Origin of the sequence: Cupriavidus sp. DB3 (assembly GCF_020418465.1) — a bacterium.
GTDB classification, from domain to species: domain Bacteria; phylum Pseudomonadota; class Gammaproteobacteria; order Burkholderiales; family Burkholderiaceae; genus Cupriavidus; species Cupriavidus cauae.
This window is the reverse complement of record NZ_JAIZPL010000002.1, coordinates 743,191-761,709: the sequence shown is the minus strand read 5'-3', so window position 1 is coordinate 761,709 and position 18,519 is coordinate 743,191. Positions and strand designations below refer to the sequence as shown.

The 18,519-nt window shown below is 67.3% G+C and carries 15 protein-coding genes; 13 read left to right on the top strand and 2 right to left on the bottom strand.

Annotated features, from left to right (window positions below; genetic code table 11):
• The first annotated feature begins 1,439 nt into the window (after positions 1 to 1,439).
• Complete coding sequence (locus tag K7G19_RS09160) at positions 1,440 to 2,534, top strand: replication protein RepA (RefSeq protein ID WP_053823267.1); 1,095 nt, start codon at positions 1,440 to 1,442, stop codon at positions 2,532 to 2,534.
• A gap of 138 nt (positions 2,535 to 2,672) precedes the next feature.
• Here K7G19_RS09160 and K7G19_RS09155 read toward each other — a convergent pair whose 3' ends face one another.
• Positions 2,673 to 2,876, bottom strand: a complete 204-nt coding sequence (locus K7G19_RS09155) for a cold-shock protein (RefSeq protein WP_006576252.1) — start codon at positions 2,874 to 2,876, stop codon at positions 2,673 to 2,675.
• A gap of 362 nt (positions 2,877 to 3,238) precedes the next feature.
• Between K7G19_RS09155 and K7G19_RS09150 the strand changes: the two genes are divergently transcribed.
• Both K7G19_RS09150 and K7G19_RS09145 read left to right on the top strand, forming a co-directional pair.
• Positions 3,239 to 3,895 (top strand): ParA family protein, encoded by a 657-nt coding sequence (locus K7G19_RS09150; protein ID WP_149318590.1) that lies wholly within the window; start codon positions 3,239 to 3,241, stop codon positions 3,893 to 3,895.
• A gap of 5 nt (positions 3,896 to 3,900) precedes the next feature.
• A complete protein-coding gene (locus K7G19_RS09145; RefSeq protein WP_149318589.1) occupies positions 3,901 to 4,914 on the top strand; it encodes a ParB/RepB/Spo0J family partition protein in 1,014 nt (337 codons plus the stop codon).
• Between the two features lie 60 nt (positions 4,915 to 4,974).
• On the opposite strand, the gene K7G19_RS09140 is transcribed toward K7G19_RS09145, so the two are convergent.
• Positions 4,975 to 6,702 carry a phage integrase family protein gene (locus tag K7G19_RS09140; RefSeq protein ID WP_226106924.1) on the bottom strand — a complete coding sequence of 576 codons (1,728 nt, stop codon included), beginning with the start codon at positions 6,700 to 6,702 and terminating at the stop codon, positions 4,975 to 4,977.
• Positions 6,703 to 7,292: 590 nt separating this feature from the next.
• Here K7G19_RS09140 and K7G19_RS09135 point away from each other — a divergent pair.
• The 10 genes from K7G19_RS09135 to K7G19_RS09090 all read left to right on the top strand — a co-directional run bounded on the left by K7G19_RS09135 (position 7,293) and on the right by K7G19_RS09090 (position 18,510).
• Positions 7,293 to 8,150: a response regulator transcription factor gene (locus K7G19_RS09135; RefSeq protein ID WP_149318587.1), complete on the top strand. Its 858-nt coding sequence runs from the start codon at positions 7,293 to 7,295 to the stop codon at positions 8,148 to 8,150.
• A gap of 159 nt (positions 8,151 to 8,309) precedes the next feature.
• Positions 8,310 to 8,783, top strand: a complete 474-nt coding sequence (locus K7G19_RS09130; protein ID WP_226106923.1) for a DNA-binding response regulator — start codon at positions 8,310 to 8,312, stop codon at positions 8,781 to 8,783.
• Between the two features lie 99 nt (positions 8,784 to 8,882).
• Positions 8,883 to 9,191 carry a hypothetical protein gene (locus K7G19_RS09125; RefSeq protein WP_150082290.1) on the top strand — a complete coding sequence of 103 codons (309 nt, stop codon included), beginning with the start codon at positions 8,883 to 8,885 and terminating at the stop codon, positions 9,189 to 9,191.
• A 528-nt stretch (positions 9,192 to 9,719) separates the two neighbouring features.
• Positions 9,720 to 10,427 (top strand): phosphatase PAP2 family protein, encoded by a 708-nt coding sequence (locus K7G19_RS09120; RefSeq protein ID WP_149318585.1) that lies wholly within the window; start codon positions 9,720 to 9,722, stop codon positions 10,425 to 10,427.
• 110 nt (positions 10,428 to 10,537) lie between these two features.
• Positions 10,538 to 11,950, top strand: a complete 1,413-nt coding sequence (locus K7G19_RS09115) for an undecaprenyl-phosphate glucose phosphotransferase (protein ID WP_226106922.1) — start codon at positions 10,538 to 10,540, stop codon at positions 11,948 to 11,950.
• A gap of 107 nt (positions 11,951 to 12,057) precedes the next feature.
• Positions 12,058 to 12,309, top strand: a complete 252-nt coding sequence (locus K7G19_RS09110) for an acyl carrier protein (RefSeq protein ID WP_149318583.1) — start codon at positions 12,058 to 12,060, stop codon at positions 12,307 to 12,309.
• A complete protein-coding gene (locus K7G19_RS09105) occupies positions 12,306 to 13,541 on the top strand; it encodes an acyl-CoA dehydrogenase family protein (RefSeq protein WP_226106921.1) in 1,236 nt (411 codons plus the stop codon). Before K7G19_RS09110 ends, K7G19_RS09105 begins: the two co-directional genes overlap by 4 nt.
• 11 nt (positions 13,542 to 13,552) lie before the next feature.
• Positions 13,553 to 14,566: an amino acid--[acyl-carrier-protein] ligase gene (locus K7G19_RS09100; protein WP_226106920.1), complete on the top strand. Its 1,014-nt coding sequence runs from the start codon at positions 13,553 to 13,555 to the stop codon at positions 14,564 to 14,566.
• On the top strand, positions 14,559 to 15,551 hold the full coding sequence (locus K7G19_RS09095) for a DUF1839 family protein (protein WP_187829212.1): 993 nt from the start codon (positions 14,559 to 14,561) through the stop codon (positions 15,549 to 15,551). Before K7G19_RS09100 ends, K7G19_RS09095 begins: the two co-directional genes overlap by 8 nt.
• A 67-nt stretch (positions 15,552 to 15,618) precedes the next feature.
• Positions 15,619 to 18,510 carry a glycoside hydrolase family 2 protein gene (locus K7G19_RS09090; protein ID WP_226106919.1) on the top strand — a complete coding sequence of 964 codons (2,892 nt, stop codon included), beginning with the start codon at positions 15,619 to 15,621 and terminating at the stop codon, positions 18,508 to 18,510.
• Positions 18,511 to 18,519 lie beyond the last annotated feature (9 nt).

Below are 18,519 nucleotides of genomic sequence, written 5' to 3'. Positions count from 1 at the left end.
GCTCGACCCTTTCCCCTCGGCTCTCCCCCCCTCCGCCGCGCCTTTGCTCAGGTCCTCCCCTTGGTTGCCCGCGCGCCAGAACAGTTTGGCGCACCGCCATCAGCCGGGCCTCACCACGCAGAAACGGGTACGGGCAGCGCGGATTGCCGTCCGCAGAATCGGGTACGGATTGGCATCGCTGGCCCTTTTCGGACCGCCGACAGCCGCAGAAACGGGTACGCCATGGCCCACCCCACAAGGATTTCGGCACGCAGAAACAGGTACGGATAGGCCGGCACTGAAGGCCGATCCGCGGTCCGCGCACGGGTCACGTTCGCAGAATCGGGTACGGTTTGCCGCTTTTTTGCCGCGACGCAGAAACGGGTACGGTTTTCCGGGTGCATCCCCTCGGGATCAATGCGGCACCATTTCCCGCAGAAACAGGTACGCGGATCGCACCGGTCGGACACGTACCAGACGCGCAGAAATGGGTACGGCCGTCTGGCAGTCCTCCAGCGATCTCTTCTGCGAGGTCCGACCTCCGACGCAGAAACGGGTACGCCCTTAGGCATTGGCAACGTTTCCGGCCCGCAGACGTTTGGAAGCGCTCGCTTTTAACAGGATGTACGTATACGTGGTCCTTTGCCGTGAGCGGCGCGGCTTCACGGCCTTGAGGCTGCGCAGAAACAGGTACGCTCGTCGCTCCACCGATGCCCCATCGCGTACGCAGAAGTAGGTACGCTTTGCGGAGGCCGCTCCCCCGCCTGTCGCTCGCAGAACTGGGTACGCCGCAGAAACGGGTACGCACTTCCCCCAGTTGGTCCCACGCATCTTCACGCAGAAACGGGTACGGCCACGCCGGGATGCGTGCAATACCGGGCCCAATGCGCTTTATGAGGCGCTTTCCAGTCTTCTCGATCCCAGCCGGCACGCCGATACGGCGCAGAAACGGGTACGCACCGAGCCCGCGGCCGCTGTGGATAAGCCTGTGCAATGCCGAAGTTATCCCCGCAGAAAGCGGTTCGCCGCTTTCGCTGAAACAGGTTCGGGTATACGCAGATTCGGGTTCGACGCTTCGCAGAATCGAGTACGCTGCGGCGCAGAATCGGGTACGAAGGGAGTCGGTTTACGTTTACGGTTCAACGGCTTAGGCGCCCCGTATACGGTTTACGAGTAGTTAACCGTAAAGGTATGTATTGCTTGTAGTGGATGACTGCGCGGAAGTGGACAACCCTGCCGGGTTGCCCCCTGCCGCACGGCATGCGAGCTGGCAAGAGAGAGATATCGGCACAGAGCCAAGGGCTGACCAGGCCGGCGCGAAGCCGCTGCGAACGCGGGGTATACCCGGCCAGATTTCACCACACGACGGGGTATACGCCCGAATCTCCGAACGTACCCGTTTCTGCGTGACAAGGGTGGCGGCATCAAGTAAAAAGGCGGGTAATTCGAAGCACGCCGATATGCCGATCAAACGTTCCCTGGCCACCCCGGACGACCGCACCGTCACTGACGTGGAAACCGGTCCCTCGCGCATCATCGTTCCCGGCAACGATGCGCCGTTGGTTCCGTCCGAAAAATTTCAGCGGCTGTTCGACGAAGCGCAAGCCATGGAGCGCGAAGACGCTTGGCAAAGTGGCGAGGTCGGCTTTCTGAGCCGCGCCAGTGTGCAGGTCACGCTTCCCTACCGAGCGCCGAAGGGCGCGCCGCCCGTCTGGACCCGGACCAGTGGCAACATCTCGCTGATGATCCAGCCCGGTTACTTCACGCAGCAGCGTTCCGAGCGCGCCAGCAACGGCCGCCAGAAGCTGGTGTCGGAAACGGTCTCGCTCGGGTATCCCTATGGCTCCTATCCGCGGCTGATGCTGGCCTGGATCGGCAAGGAGATCATGGCGAAGAAGAAACGGGGCGAGTTTACCGGCACCGTGGACGACCGCCGCATCTCGCTGGGCAACTCGCTGTCCGAGTTCATGTACAACCTCGGCATCCCGATGGCCACGGGCGGCAAGCGCGGCACCATGACGCTGGTGCGCCAGCAGATGATCCGCCTGTTCTCGGCGACCATTGCGATCGTCCAGAACAAATCGGCGCCGACGCAGAACCAGACCAACAACCACGAGCCGATGTCGATCGATCGGGTCGGCTACCTGCTGGCAGATCAGCTGTCGACCTGGTGGGATCCGATGCAGCCGGGCCAGGGCTCGATGTTCGAAAGCTTTGTGGTGCTGTCGGAGCCGTTCTTCAACGAGCTGGTCAATCGCCCGGTGCCGGTCGATATGCGTGCGCTGAAGGCGCTGAAGCAGTCGCCGTTCGCGCTGGACGTCTATTCCTGGCTGACCTACCGCTTCTTCACCATCCAGCGGCGCACCGAGATCCCATGGGAAGCGCTGCAGATGCAGTTCGGTACCGAGACCGAGAGCGAGCGCAAGTTCCGCGCGCTGTTCCGCAAGGCGTTGAAGGACGTGCTGGTGGTGTATCCGGACGCCAAGGTGGACGCCGACTCGTCGAAGGCGCTGATTCTGCAGCCCTCGCGTACCAGCGTGCGCAAGCTGGCCTGAGCGACTGTCCTTGAAGGAACGCGCCGGGGCCCCTTCGCCTCGGTAATATTGGGCGCGGCAATAAAAAAAGCAGGTGTTGAACACCTGCTTTTTTGCTGGCTCCCGGCGAGTGCCGCGAACCAGCGGCGACGCGGGCAATCAGGCCGGTTTGATGCCGGAAGCTTGCTTGCCCTTCGGACCTTCCTTGACTTCGAAGGTCACTCGCTGGCCGTCCTTCAGCGTCTTGAATCCAGTGCCCTGGATTTCCGAGAAATGGGCGAACAAGTCCGCGCCACCATCGTCCGGGGTAATGAAGCCGAACCCCTTGGTTTCGTTGAACCACTTAACCGTACCGGTTGCCATGTGAGTTTCCTTTCGACGCAAGTTCTTTGTACACGACGCAAACAACCGTTCAAGCACGTTGATTTCTCGCAGATACCGAACGGAAGCCGACGAGGGTGACACGACTTGACGCGACTGTGTTGGGCATCATATCCAGTTTGTCTAACCGTGTCATGTGCGGCGTACAACGCACAACCTCTAATGTAGGCCGATTCTCGACCGATTTTCAAGCACAACTTTTGAAGAAACTTGTGCGCCTTTTTGGCTTCCGGGCTGTGACGAATTCGTGTAATTGAAGAAATCGGTTGATAGCACCAAGGCGATTGACTAAAGTTTCGCCTACAGTCAAACCGCGCTTTCAGCGCTGAAAGAGAGAGGCCCCGGTGGCAGCGAAAATCATCACGGTGTTCAATCAGAAGGGCGGCTGCGGCAAGACAACGGTCAGCATGCATCTCGCGGGAACGCTGGGTTTGCGCGGGGCGCGCGCAATGCTGGTCGATATGGACGAGCAGGGAACCGCGACGCGTTGGGCGGCGCAAGCTTCGGACGAGCGCCCGTTCCCCGCTTCCGTCATTGGTTTGGCGGCCTCCGGCGGTGCGATGCACCGCGAAGTCCGCAAGTTCGTCCAGGACTACGACTATATCGTCGTCGACTGCCCGCCCGCAGTGCACTCCGCAGCGCCGTCCAGCGCCCTGCTGATCTCCGATCTGGCAGTGATTCCGGTCGTCCCGTCGCCCCCGGATCTGTGGGCGGCGGTGGCGGCCAAGACCCTCGCGCAGCATGCGCAGGTCCAGAACGAAACATTGACCGTCCGCGTGATGGCCAATATGGTGCAACGCCGCGTTTCCATCGCGCGCCAGGCTATCGAAATCCTGGGCGATGACGGCGACTTTCCCCTGCTGCAATCGATGATTGGCTCGCGCTCGGCGTTCCGTGAGTGCCAGGCCATCGGTTGTACCGTGCACGGCGTACCGGGCGCACGCGAGGCGGTGCAGGAAGTCGACATCATGGTGGACGAGGTGTTGTCCCTGATCGAGTAAAGAGAATGGCAACGAAGATGAAGAATCTGCGGGCCGGCATGCTGGCCGGCATGGCGGCGGAAAAGAGCCGCGCCGACACGCTGGACCGCTTCGCGCGCGCGGAAGCGGCGATCGCCAAGCATCCGCACGGCCTGTTGCAGGCAAAGGGCGCCGAAACACCGCCCACTTTCAGCGCTGAAAACGAGGAGCGTTCGGGAGACGGCCGCGTCCTCAAGCGCATCCCGCTGGCGCAATTGCACGACAACCCGCTCAACGCGCGCCGGATTTACGATCCCGCCGTCGTCCAGGAGCGCGCCGCGTCGATCGCGACCCACGGCCAGAAGACGCCGGGTCTCGCGGCGCCAGACCCGTCCCGTCCCGGCCATTACATCCTGATCGACGGCCACTACCGCAAACGCGCGCTCGCGGCGGCCGGCAAGCTCGAGATGGAGTGCTTCGTCGAGAGCGACCTCAGCGACCTCGACTTCTACCGCCTGTCCTTCCTGCTGAACGAACAGCGCTCGGACCAGTCGGCGCTAGACAATGCGATCGCCTGGCGCCAGTTGCTGGACGAGGGCAAGGTTGCCAAGGAAGAAGATATTTGCGAGCTGACCGGCATGTCGGCCGGCACGGTCAACAAGACGCTGGCGCTGCTGAAACTGCCCGAGTCCGTGCTGATGGTGATGCGCGAGCGTCCCAGCGCGATCGGCATCGCGGCCGGCTATGAGCTGACGCTGTACTACAAGCTGGCGGGCGAGGAGCGCACCCGCGAGCTGGCGATGCGCATCATGAACGACGGCCTGTCGAGCCGCGAAGTCGAGGCGATTCGCAAGCAGGCGCAAGAGGGCAAGGCGCGCAAGGTCAAGGAAATCAGCCGCCAGTACAAGATCCGCACCAGCGGCGGCGAGCTGCTGGGGACGATCAAGGAATGGGACTCGGGCCGTGTCGTGCTCGACGTCCAGCTGACCGATCGCGATGCCCGCGAAGCGCTGCTGGAAGCCCTGAAGGCGCGCTTCGGCCTGGACAAATCGCTGCTGTAGCAGACCGCACGGGCGGCGCGCCGGTGGGCCATGAAGATGGTCCGCCCGCGCAGCACGCCATCACGGCTGCCCGGCGTGCCGCCGCACCAGCATGCGCGGCGTGAATCGGAGGTCGCGATGCTCGGCATGCTCGGGCAGCGCAACGAAATCCCGCCACGCCGCGCGAAGCAGCCGGTCCAGGCCGCTGGGGGAATAACCGGCAAGCGGCTGACTGGCCCGTTTGGCCTGGCCCCGCGACGTCGGCGGCAACATCAGCGGACCCAACAACGGCGCGGCGTGGGGTAGCCCGTCCGCCGCCAAACCGCGGTCTGCCCAATGCAGGGAGAGGGCGTTCCAGGCATCGTCGCTGAGCGTGGCGAAGCGCTTCTCGACGCGGCCCGGCTCAGGGTCCGACATCACGATTCCGGACCCACCGCGGTCGAACCGCGCGCGAACCAGACAGCGGCTGCCGTCGCCGAGCCGAAGATGGCCCCCGGTGACCAACACGGCTTCGCCGATCCGCATCCCGCAATCGCCGATCAGATACGCGGCGGCATTGGCCGCCCGCCATATCGGCGTGCCATCCGATCCATCGAGCCAGCGGCGAAATGCGGCCACACTCGTACCCGCGCCGGCCGCCAGCCCGGGAGCCGTTTCCCGGTGACCGGCCAGCCCAGCCAGACCATCTGCCTGATCCTCTAGCTCTCCGTCCGCCTTGTCGCCTGGCCGATCGTCGTGCAATGCCGCCGCCGCAGGCGGTATCGCAAAACCATCGAAGGGATGATGCGCCAGCACGCCGCGTTGGCGCAGCCAGCCGAACAGCGCCCGTATCACCCGCATGGCCGCCTGGCGAGAACTGTCCCGCAAGCCGCCCTCGAACGGCCGCCACGGCATCCGGTCGCGCGGGCCGGCGGGTCCCTGCCAGAACGAGGCCGGTTGCGGATCGGCCAGGAAATCCCAATACGCCGACAGATCTACCGCGTTCATGCCGCGCAAGGGCTGCCGTCGCCGCGCCGCCCACAGCAGCAGCCGTTCCGCCTCGCGCCGGTAGCTGGCCCAGGTGTGGGAGCCGGGCCGCTTGCCCTCCAACCATTGGCGTACCAACTGCAACTCCTCGCCAAGAACGGCTCGCCAGTCACCATTAAGTGCTGTACAGAGCATATATTCCAGCGGAACAGGCGCCGCCAGCCGTTCGTCCAACGGTGCCGGCGACATCGGCGGCCGCTGCGATGGCGCGACCAGCGCGCCCACCTGGGGCCCCAACACCGGTCCCCCATCGCTCGCCCGCAGCGTGTCGCGCTGCCGCTCGAGCCAGTGCCGTACCACGTCGGCCGACTTGGCGCCCAAGCGCGGCACCCCGCGCCACCAGGCGGCGCCGCGCCGGTTGACCCGCTCCACCAGGTCGCCGATGCGTTCGATGCCGCCCGCCGCGAGCCGGCGCGACAAGCTCGGTCCGAACCACAGCGACACCGCGTGATCGAGCGCCGGCCGCCCCGGCGACAAGCGCTCCAACGACGACAGCGCGTCGACGCGCCGGTCCATCGCGACATTCGAGCGACCCTTGAGCGAGTCGAACATCGCCGCGATATCCGGCCGGTTGTTCTGCAGCGCGAACTGGACCAGCCGATCGCGCAGCCGCAGGATGCGCTGCACCGCCTGATGCTCGGTCAGCGCCTCCTCCTCGTCCGGGTCGAGCAGATAGCGGTTGGCGATATCGACCGCGGCCATGCCTTGGGCATACGCGCGTACCACGGCGAATTCGGTCCGGGTCAGTTTCGAGGGATCCAGCGTGTCGTCCCGCACAGACATCGGCAATCGCCCTTAAGTGATTGATTGATAACGACTTTGAGCAGACGAGTAGCGCAACCTGCCCAAATTGCTACCCGAAGTGTAATGTAAATTATTTTCTCGGCACAGCGTCCGAAAGGTCGACCCGTGCCAGCAGAGCATGGCGAAGAATCGCCGCGAACATCGCCTGAAACATTGACCGGACATCGGTCGAATACCGCCCAAACATCGGTCCGAACCCTAAGAACGCGGCCGCTTTGCGATTGACGTAAGGGAAAATCCTTACCCCGCCTCCAGCCTTGTGCTGCGTACGCATTCGCACAAAAGCGACTTGCCCACCATCCGGCAAGCCTTGCTTTCCTGTTTTCGCATGCATATGCTGGACCGCAGAATAAGTGAAAGTTAAGTCTGTCTTTAGAGGGATCGAAAGCGTGCAAACACGCAAACGGGGCGATTGCATCACGCTTGACGGGAAGGGACGGCCGCGCTGAACGCCGCGCCGAACAGAAGCGGGATGGATCGTAGGGAGGGGCAGGGGCAACATAGCACCGCACTTCCGATCACACGGGCGACCGTCGCGGCGCACGTGTCGCAACAAGAACGAGAGCGGCATGGCCACCATTCTGTTGATCGAGCCTCATCCATTACTGCGATTGGGCCTGCGCCAGTTACTGGCGCAATCCGAGCTTCCCGTCCACGTCATCGATGTCGAACCGGCCGCGCTGCCGTCGCCCGACGACGCCCGCCTGCGCGACGCCGACCTGCTGATCTACGGCTGGCACGACGATGGCAGCGGCACCTGGCAAGCGATGGAGGACGTGTGCCGCTATCTGGCGCCGCAGCGCGTGCTGGTGCTGGCCGATGGCCTGCCCGCCGCAATGGCGCAGGAATCCGTGCCCCCGATGGTGGCGGGCCTGCTGTCGAAGAACTGCTGCGCCGAGGTGCTCGACGCCGCCATCCGCCTGGTGCTGGCCGGCGGCGAGTGCTTTCCCGCGCTGGTCCACGCCCAGCCGACGCGGCAAACGGGGCTGTCCGGCCTGCAGAACACCGGCGGCAGGGAAGGGACGGCCACCCGGCCGGATGAACCGATCGAGTCGACCCGCGCCGTTCCCGGCTGGTCCGCGGACATCGCCATCCGCACCGCACCGCTGATCCAGCCCGATATCGAAACACCGTCGTTCGGCTCGCATCTGCTCAATATCACCGAGCGGCAATACGAGGTGCTGGCACTGCTGGCACGCGGCTACCCGATCAAGACGGTCAGCCGCGTGCTCAATATCTCGGTGGCCACCGCCAAGACCCACGCCTGCACGCTGTACCACCGCCTGCATGTGCGCAACAAGGGCGAGGCCGTCTACGAAGCGCTGCGGCGCGGCGCCAAGCTGAACTGGCCTGGACCCTCGACGCTGGGCGCGGTGCCGTTGCACGTCGACGCCATGCGATTGCCGGCGGTCTGCCAGGCGGCCTGAGTTGCAAGGCGCCGGTCACGGTGGCATGTGCTTGCGCGAACTCATCCTTTCGGCTGAGGGACTTCATTCCAATGGTCGAGGCGGCCCGGGAGGCGGCTTGCTAGGCTTATGGACATGCACGCCGGCAGTCACCTCGCCCCCCTGAGCTCGCCCGAGTCGATGACGACCCTTCTTCTGGCCAACAACGCGATCATGCTGCGCGCGCTGTCGCGCCACCTCGGCAAGCGTCAGGCCTCCTGCCCGTTGACCTTGCAGTCGCCGGAATGGCTGCTGCACGCATCCTCGGCCCAATTGCCCAAGCAGCCCGTCGATTTCGCGCTGCTCGATTGCAGCAGCAGCGACGCGGATGCCGGCGCGCTGATCGACGCCTTGTGCCAGCGCATCGCGCCGCGCCGGTGGCTGCTGATCGCCAGGTCAGGCGCCACGGCGCTGACGCAGCGCGCCGCCCGGCTCGGGGCCGGCGGCTGCCTGCTGGCACCGGCTTCGCCCGACCTGCTTTCCGCGGCGGTGGCGCTGGTCGCCGCCGGCGGCCAATGCTTTCCGCGCGCCAGCATGGCGTGGCTGATGGCGCCTGCTCCCTCTCCCGCTGCGACCTCCAACTTTCTGCGCCCTGGTTCTACGGCAAGCGGCTGATGGTCGTCCACCGGCGATGCGGCCTATGCTGGCACTACGCTGCTGGCGTAGCCGGACCCGGGATCAGAAGGTCCGCCGCCGGCAGGAGCGGGGGGTCATATGAATGGAGGAGCGGCGGTCCTGATCGTGCGCGGCTTTGCCGTGCCGGAGGGCCGCAACAAGTGGGCGTGTTGTTATGAGATCCGGCTGGCGTCGGCATGCGATGGGCCGCTGGTCCATCGCGGCGAACTGCATGGCCGCGCGTTCTGCAGCGAGGATGCCGCGGTAATCGCGGCCCGCGAAGCCGGCGAGCGCGAAGCGCGGCGGCGCATTGCCGCGGGACTGGCGACATCGTTCCTGTCGGTGGCGCCCGGCACGTGCGCGGGCGATGGCCGCGACATCAGGACGCCGCGGCCGGACGATCGGTAAGCGATAGAGCCAGGCGAACGAACACGAAGGGGGGAAATAAGGCGCGTGCTCGGGGGAGCCGCATGTCGGATGACGAATCGAACGACATGCGTACACGCGCGTATCGGCTGCGGCGATCGCCCGGCCGGATCTGCGGACCACGGCGGAGCCGCCGCTCGACAGACGGCACGCCGGGGTCCTTTCTTTTTTGGGAAGAGCGCGGCCGTCGACGACGACCGCAGACGACGACCGCAGACGACGACCGCAGACGACGACCGCAGACGACGACCGCAGACGACGACCGCAGACAACGACCGCAGACAACGACCGCAGACAACGACCGCAGACGAGCGCAACGCAAGGAAGGGGGAAAAAAGAAGCCCGCAGACCGGGGGACCATGCGGGCTCCAAAGTGGCAGGCCGATTCCGCCTGGCCCACCACAAGACTGACGATATCCAATCGATCTTGCGACTTCCATCAACCAAAAGGACCAAAAGCCCACGGTCGCGCCGCGGCGGCGCGGGGCATTCCGCGGGGCATTCGACACCATGTGGCACTGGCACTTGATTTCGCGCTTCGGCGACGCCGCGCTGCTGCTGCCGTGCGCCGCGCTGTTGCTGCTGTCGCTGTGCCATCGCGGCGAATGGCGCGCGGCGCGCGACTGGTGCCTGGCGTTCGCCGCCGCCGCCGGACTGACGCTTGCATCGAAGCTGGCCTTTATCGGCTGGGGCATCGGCGTGCCGGCGCTGGACTTCACCGGTTTCTCGGGCCACAGCATGATGGCGGCGAGCGTGCTGCCGGTGCTGCTGCATCGGCTCGCACCGGGACGGCGGCCGCGCCTCGGGTGGATCGCGGCAACGCTCGGCGCATCGCTGGCGCTGCTGGTGGGCTATTCGCGTTTGCCGCTGGGCGCGCATTCGCTCAGCGAAGTGGTGGGCGGACTGGCGCTGGGATTTGCCGTCAGCGGCGGCTATCTGCTGGCCACCGCGCCGCGCCGGCGCCAGCGGCGGCCCCCGCGGTGGCGTCGATCGCCGCGCGCGCCGCTGCTGCTGCTGATCGGCGCCTTGCTGCTCGGGGTGCCGGCATCGGGCGCGCATGCGCCGACCGAGCAGTGGATCGAACAGATCGCGCTGTATCTGTCCGGCCGCGCGCGACCGTTTCAACGCGAGGATTGGCAGCGGCGCGAAGCGGCGACGATCGCGCCTCCGGCCCCGTCCACCTTCCCGTCTACCGCGCCGTCTTCCTCGCCCGTATAGCAGCCCCCACCTGTGTGGGGGACCCAACAGACCCCACGCCGACCCGAGCGCGACGATGTTCCCGATATGCCGACGCACGGCATCGAACACGGCAGCAAGGGGAGAGGGTCATGGCAACGGCAAGCGCGCAGGCGATCGTCGAGCGGCAGACGGCGCTGCAACTGCTGTATCGGGTCTCGGATGCATTGACGGTGGGCATCTGCGGCATCCTGGTCGGCGAATTCTGGTTTCCCGAGGGCGGTCTGGCATCGGCGGCGCCGATACATGGCTTCCTGACCGCGTTCTGCGCGGTCGCCACGCTGATCGTGTTCCCCGCCTGCGGGCTCTACGAATCGTGGCGCGGCCGCAGCCGCGCCGCACTGGGCGTGCGCACGCTGGCGGCATGGAGCCTGGTCGCGGTCAGCGGCCTGGTGCTGGCCTACCTGATGCATCAGATCGGCGCGGTGTCGCGCTTGTGGTCGACCACCTGGTTCGGCGCCGTCTCGCTGGCGCTGATCGGCTCGAGGCTGGTGCTGTACCAGCTGCTGGGCAATGTGCGGCAGCAGGGCATCAACGCCAAGCGCGTGCTGATCTTCGGCTACGGCCCGCTCGGCAGCGAGATGTACCGGCGCGTGCATCGCATCCGCGAGGCCGGCTATCACGTGGTCGGCATCTACTGCGACCACGACGACGACACGCTGCCGTCCGGCGTGCCGATCCTGCGCGAAATGAGCGACGTCACGCGCTTCGTGCGCAGCCAGGACGTGCGCGAGATCTGGCTGACGCTGCCGATGGCGGCGTGCCGCGATCTGTGCGACGTGGTCTACCAGTTCCGCAACGACCTGGTCGACATCCGCTGGGTGCCCGACATCATGTCGGTCGAGCTGCTGGGCCACCGCTTCAGCGAATTCCTCGGCCTGCCGGTGATCGACCTGAACAGTCCGCCCGATTCGCGCATCACGGGCCTGCTCAAGGCAAGCTTCGATCGCGTGTTCGCCGCGGTGGCGCTGCTGGGCATGTCGCCGCTGCTGGTCGCCATCGCGATCGGGGTCAAGCTGTCCTCCCCGGGCCCGGTGCTGTTCCGGCAGAAGCGCCTGGGCATCGACGGCAAGCCCTTCGACGTCTTCAAGTTCCGCACCATGGTGGTCCACCAGGACCGCGGTGTCACGCAGGCGGTGCGCAACGATCCGCGTGTGACCCGCATCGGCGCCTTCCTGCGCCGTACCAGCCTCGATGAGCTGCCGCAGTTCTTCAACGTACTGCGCGGCGAGATGTCGGTGGTGGGCCCGCGCCCGCACGCGCTCGAACACAACGAGATGTACAAGGAGCTGATCGACCGCTACATGCTGCGCCATCGCGTCAAGCCCGGCATCACCGGCTGGGCGCAGATCAACGGCCTGCGCGGGCAGACCGACACGGTCGAGAAGATGCGCGCGCGCATCGAGTTCGATATCTATTACATCCGCAACTGGTCCTTCCAGCTGGACCTGCGGATCATCGCGCGTACCGCGCTGCATGGCTGGACCGGCAAGAGCGCGTTCTGAAAGAGTTCCGGCCCACGGCTGTGGCGAACGTGCGTTGGCAAGCGCACGGTGCCGGCGGGTACGGTCGAGCCAAATGGGGCATACCAAGACCCCAGCGGGAGGAGACCATGAAAGCCACCATACGCACGATCCTGGCGGAGGTGGGCCGGCTCGAGGTGCCAGCGGACACGCTGGACGATCACGCCGACCTCTATGAAGCCGGGCTGTCGTCGCTCGCCACGGTGCACGTGATGCTGGCCATCGAGAACGCCTTCGATATCGAGATTCCGGACCGCATGTTGACGCGCCAGCTGTTTCGCAGCATCCAGTCACTGGCCGACGCGATCGTGTATCTGCGCCAGCAGCAGGAGGCAGCATGAACGCGTTCACGGCGCAGGCGGTGCAGCCCCGCCCGCACGATGCCGGCACCGATGCGGCGCATGTCGATCCGCCGGACACGGCGCATCCACCGCGGGACATGCTGGCTGCCGCGCGCGAGGTGGTGCCGCTGGCGGCGGCGCAGGCCGATCGCGTGGACCGCGAGGCGGCGTTCCCCGAGGCCGCCTTTGCCGCGTTGCGCGAGCGCGGCCTGCTCGGTGCGATGGTGCCGGTGGAACTCGGTGGCGGCGGCGCGTCGCTCGATACCATCGCGGCGATCTGCCGCGTGCTCGGCGGCGCGTGCGCGGCCACCGGCATGATCTACGCGATGCATCAGATCCAGGTCGCCTGCCTGGTCGCGCATGCGCGCGGCAGTATCTGGCACGAGCGCCTGCTTGCGCGCATCGCCGGCGAGCAGCTGCTGCTGGCCTCGGCCACCTCGGAGCAGTCGATCGGCGGCGCGCTGCGCACCAGCGGCTGTGCGGTGGCCACCGACGGTGGACGCTTTCATCTGGTCAAGATGGCGCCGACCATTTCGTACGGCGCGCAGGCCGACGTGATCCTCGCCACCGCGCGCCGCCATGCGGAGGCCCCGCAGTCCGACCAGGTATTGGTCTGCGTGCTCGACGGCGACTGCACGCTGCAATGCACGAGCGGCTGGGACACGCTGGGCATGCGCGGCACCTGCAGCAACGGCTTCCGGCTGGAGGCGCGCGGCGCCTGCGAGCAGATCGTGCCGGTGCCGTTCGGCGAGATCGCCGACGCGACCATGACGCCGGTGTCGCACATGCTGTGGAGCGCGCTGTGGACCGGCATCGCCGCCGACGCGGTACAGCGCGCCAAGGCCTTCTTCCAGGGGCAGGCGCGCTCGCGGCCCGGCACGCTGCCGCCGTCGGCCACGCGGCTGGCGGAGGCGGCGGCGATGATCGACACGATGGAGGCGCGCGTGCAGATGGCGCTCGCGCATTACCGCCAGCACACACCGGGCCGATCCGTCTCCGCGGACTTTGCCTTTGCCGCCGAAATGAACGGCCTGAAGACCAGCGTGTCGGCGCTGGCGCTCGAGGCGGTGCAGATCGCGCTGCTGATCTGCGGCATGGCCGGCTACAAGCAGGGCACGCCGTTCAGCGTCGGCCGCCATCTGCGCGATCTGTGGTCGGCGCCGCTGATGATCAGCAACGACCGCATCCTGACCAATACCGCCAGCCTGCTGCTGGCCGAACGTTCGCATTGAGGAGAATCGGCATGGACTACCAGAGCGGCCAGCACGGTGGCGCCGTCGAGCCTGCCGACACCGCGGCGCCGCCGCAGCGCCTGTCACGATCGCCGGAGGAGGCCGCGCTGGCGGCGCAGCGGCGCTTTCGCCAGGCGCTGATCGAGGCCGGCCTGCTGATTCCGACCGGCGTCGATGGCCTGTATGGCCGCAGCGCCGACTTCGAGGCCATTGCCGACGGCCTGAACGCCACCATCGGCGCGCTCGGCGCCGACCAGCAGGCCGAGGTGATGCGCTTTCCGCCGGCGATGGCGCGGCAGGACTTCGAAGCCAGCGAATACCTGAAGAGCTTTCCGCAACTGGCCGGCACCGTGCACAGCTTCTGCGGCAGCGATCGCGATCATCACCGGCTGCTGGCCAGGCTCGATGCCGGCGAGGAATGGGCCGACCAGCAGCGGCCCACGCGCGTGGTGCTGACGCCGGCCGCCTGCTATCCGATCTATCCGGTGATGGCCGCGCGCGGACCGCTGCCGCCGCAGGGCCGAGTCGTCGACGTGCTGTCGTACTGCTTCCGCCATGAGCCCTCGGTTGATCCGGCGCGCATGCAGCTGTTCCGCATGCGCGAGTACGTGCGGCTGGGCACCGCCGAGCAGGTCGCCGCGTTCCGCGCGCAGTGGATCGAGCGGGGCAGCGCGCTGGCGCAGCAGCTGGCCTTGCCCTGGCAGCTCGACCTGGCCAACGACCCGTTCTTCGGCCGCGGCGGCAAGATCGTCGCCGACGGCCAGCGCGAGCAGAAACTGAAGTTCGAACTGTTGATTCCGATTCACGACGACGCCCCGCCCACTGCCTGCATGAGCTTCAACTACCACAAGGACCACTTCGCCGAAGTCTGGCCGCTGCGCACCGCCGACGGCGCGCGCGCCCACACCGGTTGCGTCGGCTTCGGCATCGACCGGCTGATTCTGGCGCTGCTGCGCCACCATGGTTTTGCGCTGGCACGCTGGCCGAGCCCGGTGCGCGAGCTGCTGGGACTGCGCCATGTATGACGGCACCGGGCGGCTGGCGCCAGCCGTGCATGCCTCGCATGTCCTGCATACCGAGCAGGCGGTCTGGCCGCAGACCAACTGCTACGTCGACCTGTGGATCGAACTGCTGCACGGCTGGCAGCTCGATCCGCTGGCGGCGCTGCCGTTTACCGTCGCGCAGGACTTCGAGGGCGATCAATTCACCTTCTTCAAATACCCGGTCGACGACCTGGAGCGGCTCTATGGCGTGGTGGTGCAGGAGCTCTCGCTCTACGACGCGATGGAGCGCCATGTCGCGACGCAGACTGCGCGCGGCCATGTGGTGCTGCTCGAGGTCGACGGTTATTACCTGCCGGACAATCGCGCCACCTCGTACCGGCGCCAGCACACCAAGACCACCATCGGCATCGACGTGCTGATGCCCGAGGCGCGCGGCGTCGGCTATTACCACAACGACGGCTACCACGTCGCACGCGGCGACGACTATGCGGGGCTGTTCCGCTTGCTGCCCGACCTGCAGGCCGATCCCAATCTGCTGTTCCCGTATGCCGAGGTGGTGCGGCGGCGCTTTCCACCGCTGTCCGGGCCGATGCTGCTGCGCGCGTCGCTGGCGCTGTTGCGGCGGCATCTGGCGCGGCGACCCCGGCAGAACCCGATCGCGGCGTACCGGCAGGTGTTTCCGCAGCATCTGGACGAACTGGCGGTGCGCGGCGAACCGGCCTTCCACCCGTACGCCTTCAACGTGCTGCGCCAGCTGGGCGCCAACTTCGAGCTGCTGGGCAAGTACCTGCGCTGGCTCAGCCTGCAGGGACAGCCGCTGCCGGCCGCGATCGCCACGGCCTGCCAGCGGCTGGCATCGGAGGCGATGGTGATGCAGTTCCGGCTGATCCGCTCGATTCTCGGCCGCCGGCCCGACGCTTGCCAGGATTGCCTGGACCAGATGGAAGCCTGCTACGAGGCCGCGGTACCGGCGCTTGCCGCCTATGTCGGCGAGGGCGAGCCCTGACGCCGCGGGCGCGCTCGCGACCGCGCCCACGGCCGTAGCGACGACCGCGCCCGATGTGTGCGAACGGATGGCGGCGGCCATGCCGCTGGGCCGGCCGCTGACGCGGCAGCCGCTGGCCGGTCCGTGGCGGATGCTGGAAACCGGGGCCGATGCGATCGCCAGGCCGTCGGAGTTGCCGGGCGACTTGCCGACTGACTTGCCGACTGACTTGCCCGCCGACTTGCCGCCCGACTTGCCCGACGCCGTGCCGGGCAATGTGGACTGGTTGCCGGCGCCGGTCCCTGGCACCGTCGCGCAGGCGCTGCAGGCGGCGGGCCGCTGGTGCGCCGAGGCGCCGCCCCCGCTGCACCAGCGCGACTACTGGTATCGCGTGCCGATCTCCGGCGAGGGCGCCCACTGCCTGCGGCTGCGCGGCCTCGCCACGATCTGCGAGGTGTGGCTCGACGACACGCGCGTGCTCGACAGCCGCTCGATGTTCGTCGAACACGAGATCGCACTGACGCTGTCCGGTGCTCACACGCTGACGCTGTGCTTTCGCTCGCTCGAGCGCGCGCTGCGCGGCCGGCGCGGTCCGGTGCGATGGAAGCCGCGGCTGGTGTCGCTGCCGTCGTTGCGGCATGTCCGTACCACGCTGCTGGGCCATATGCCCGGCTGGTGTCCATCGGTACACGCGGTGGGCCCGTGGCGCGAGATCGATCTGCTGCCGATGCCTGCGCCTGCGCGAGCGCTCGACGCCGCCCGCTGTGAAACGATCGCGCGCCTGGACGGCGACGACGGCATCGTATCGGTGCAGGTGCGCGGCGTCGCTGCGCTCGCGCCAGGGCCGCTGACGGTGATCGTCGACGGCCACGAGGCCGCGCTGACATGCCGGCACGACCCGCTACACGACGCGCAGCACGACGCGCAGCACGACCCGCAGCACGACCCGCAGCACGGCCCACAGCACGGCCCACAGCACGGCCCGCAGCACGGCCCACGACACGGCTCACAGCGCGGCCCACAGCGCAGCCCGCAACACGACCTTGTATGGCACGGCAGCGTACGCGTGCCCCGCGTGCGCAAATGGTGGCCGCACACGCACGGCGAGCCGGTGCTGTACGACGTGATGCTGCGCGCCGGCGCGCAGACGCTGCCGTGTGCGCGCGTCGGCTTCCGGCACGTCGATGTCGACGAGCGCGACGGCGGCTTCGTCGTTCGCGTCAACGGCGTGCCGGTGTTCTGCCGCGGCGCCTGCGTGGCCAGCCTCGATCTGCATGGCCACGCGCCCGATGCGCGGACCTGCGCCGCGTGGCTCGAACAGGCGCGCGACGCCAACATGAACATGATCCGCATCAGCGGCGTGACGTGCTATCAGGGCGAGGCGTTTTACGCGGCCTGCGATGCGATGGGCCTGCTGGTCTGGCAGGACTTCCTGTTTGCCAACTTCGATTATTCGGCCAACGTCGGGCCGAGCGGCGGCATCAACGCAGCGACCAATGCCGTGACCAATGCCGTGACCAATGCCGGGACCAATGCCGGGACCAATGCCGGGACTGACGCCGCAACCAACTCCGGGACCAGCGCCCAGGCCGGCTCCGCCGCCGCGCTGCTCGACGACGCACGCCGCGAGGTGCACCAATGGCTGGCCGCGCATGGCCACCATCCGAGCCTGGCCGTGCTGTGCGGCGGCAGCGAGGCGGAACAGCAGGCGGCGATGCTAGGAGCCCCGCGCGAGGCGTGGCGCCAGCCGCTGTTCGACACGGTGATTCCCGACTGCATCGCCGCGCATGGTGTTGCCGTGCCGTATGTCCGCAACTCGCCCAGCGGCGGTGCGTGGCCATTCCAGCCCGATCGCGGCGTCAGCCACTACTACGGCGTCGGCGCCTACCAACGGCCGCTCGACGATGCGCGGCGCGCGCGCGTGCGTTTTGCCGCCGAATGCCTGGCCTTCGCCAACGTGCCATGCGAGCGCACGCTGCGCGAGGCGATGGCCGGCGTCGCGCCGGTGCACGACCCGCGCTGGAAGCGCGCGGTGCCGCGCGATGCCGGTGCGAGCTGGGACTTCGAGGACGTGCGCGACTTCTATCTGCAATCGCTGTACGCCGTCGATCCCGCACACCTGCGCAGGGAGGATCCGGCGCGCTATCTGCAGTGCTCGCGTGCGGTCGTCGCCGAGCTGATGAGCGAGGTCTTCGCCGAATGGCGCCGCGCGGGCTCCAGCTGCGCCGGAGGACTGGTGTGGCAATGGCAGGACCTGGCCCCGGGCGCCGGCTGGGGCATCGTCGATGCGCTGCGCCGGCCCAAATCCGCCTGGCATGCGCTGCGCCAGGTCTGGCAGCCGCGGCAAGTGCTGCTTACCGACGAAGGGCTGAACGGCGTGCATGTGCACCTGATCAACGAGACCGCGGCCCCGCAGCCGATGCGCCTGCAGTTGCGCTGCCTGCGCGACGGACTGACGCCGCTGCTCGACGTGGCACGCGACTTCACGCTGGCGCCGCGCTCGGTGCAATGCGTCAGCGGCGCCGAGCTGGCGAGCGAATTCTTCGACTTCGCCCATGCCTATCGCTTTGGTCCGCGCCTGCATGACGTGGTGCATGCGGCGTGGTTCGACGCCAGTGGCTCGCTCGTCAGCGAAGCCTTCTATCTGCCCGATCGCAGTGCCAACGCGCTCACGCCGCCTGAGCTACATGCGCAGGTCGAGCGCATCGACGGTCAGTGGTGGCTGACGATATCGGCGCGCCGCTTCGCGCGCTGGGTGCAGATCGACGATGCGAACCTGCAACCGGCAAGCGATTACTTCCATCTCGCACCCGGTGCGAGCCGCCGTGTGCTGCTGCGTGCCGACGAGGGAACACGTGATCGGGAGGGGCACGGCAATGAAGGCGGCGGAGAAGGCCTAAACCGTCTGGCGAACACCGCCATCCCGATGGGTGAGATTCGCGCGCTGAACGCGCCTCGTCCACTTGGCTACGGCGCGTAGCGCATCGTC

Excerpts from the sequence above, each read along its gene's own strand:
- K7G19_RS09160 (WP_053823267.1), top strand. The coding sequence starts at position 1,440 with ATGCCGATCAAACGTTCCCTGGCCACCCCGGACGACCGCACCGTCACT.
- K7G19_RS09155 (WP_006576252.1), bottom strand. The coding sequence starts at position 2,876 with ATGGCAACCGGTACGGTTAAGTGGTTCAACGAAACCAAGGGGTTCGGC.
- K7G19_RS09145 (WP_149318589.1), top strand. The coding sequence starts at position 3,901 with ATGGCAACGAAGATGAAGAATCTGCGGGCCGGCATGCTGGCCGGCATG.
- K7G19_RS09140 (WP_226106924.1), bottom strand. The coding sequence starts at position 6,702 with ATGTCTGTGCGGGACGACACGCTGGATCCCTCGAAACTGACCCGGACC.
- K7G19_RS09135 (WP_149318587.1), top strand. The coding sequence starts at position 7,293 with ATGGCCACCATTCTGTTGATCGAGCCTCATCCATTACTGCGATTGGGC.
- K7G19_RS09130 (WP_226106923.1), top strand. The coding sequence starts at position 8,310 with ATGACGACCCTTCTTCTGGCCAACAACGCGATCATGCTGCGCGCGCTG.
- K7G19_RS09125 (WP_150082290.1), top strand. The coding sequence starts at position 8,883 with ATGAATGGAGGAGCGGCGGTCCTGATCGTGCGCGGCTTTGCCGTGCCG.
- K7G19_RS09120 (WP_149318585.1), top strand. The coding sequence starts at position 9,720 with ATGTGGCACTGGCACTTGATTTCGCGCTTCGGCGACGCCGCGCTGCTG.
- K7G19_RS09115 (WP_226106922.1), top strand. The coding sequence starts at position 10,538 with ATGGCAACGGCAAGCGCGCAGGCGATCGTCGAGCGGCAGACGGCGCTG.
- K7G19_RS09110 (WP_149318583.1), top strand. The coding sequence starts at position 12,058 with ATGAAAGCCACCATACGCACGATCCTGGCGGAGGTGGGCCGGCTCGAG.
- K7G19_RS09105 (WP_226106921.1), top strand. The coding sequence starts at position 12,306 with ATGAACGCGTTCACGGCGCAGGCGGTGCAGCCCCGCCCGCACGATGCC.
- K7G19_RS09100 (WP_226106920.1), top strand. The coding sequence starts at position 13,553 with ATGGACTACCAGAGCGGCCAGCACGGTGGCGCCGTCGAGCCTGCCGAC.
- K7G19_RS09095 (WP_187829212.1), top strand. The coding sequence starts at position 14,559 with ATGTATGACGGCACCGGGCGGCTGGCGCCAGCCGTGCATGCCTCGCAT.
- K7G19_RS09090 (WP_226106919.1), top strand. The coding sequence starts at position 15,619 with ATGGCGGCGGCCATGCCGCTGGGCCGGCCGCTGACGCGGCAGCCGCTG.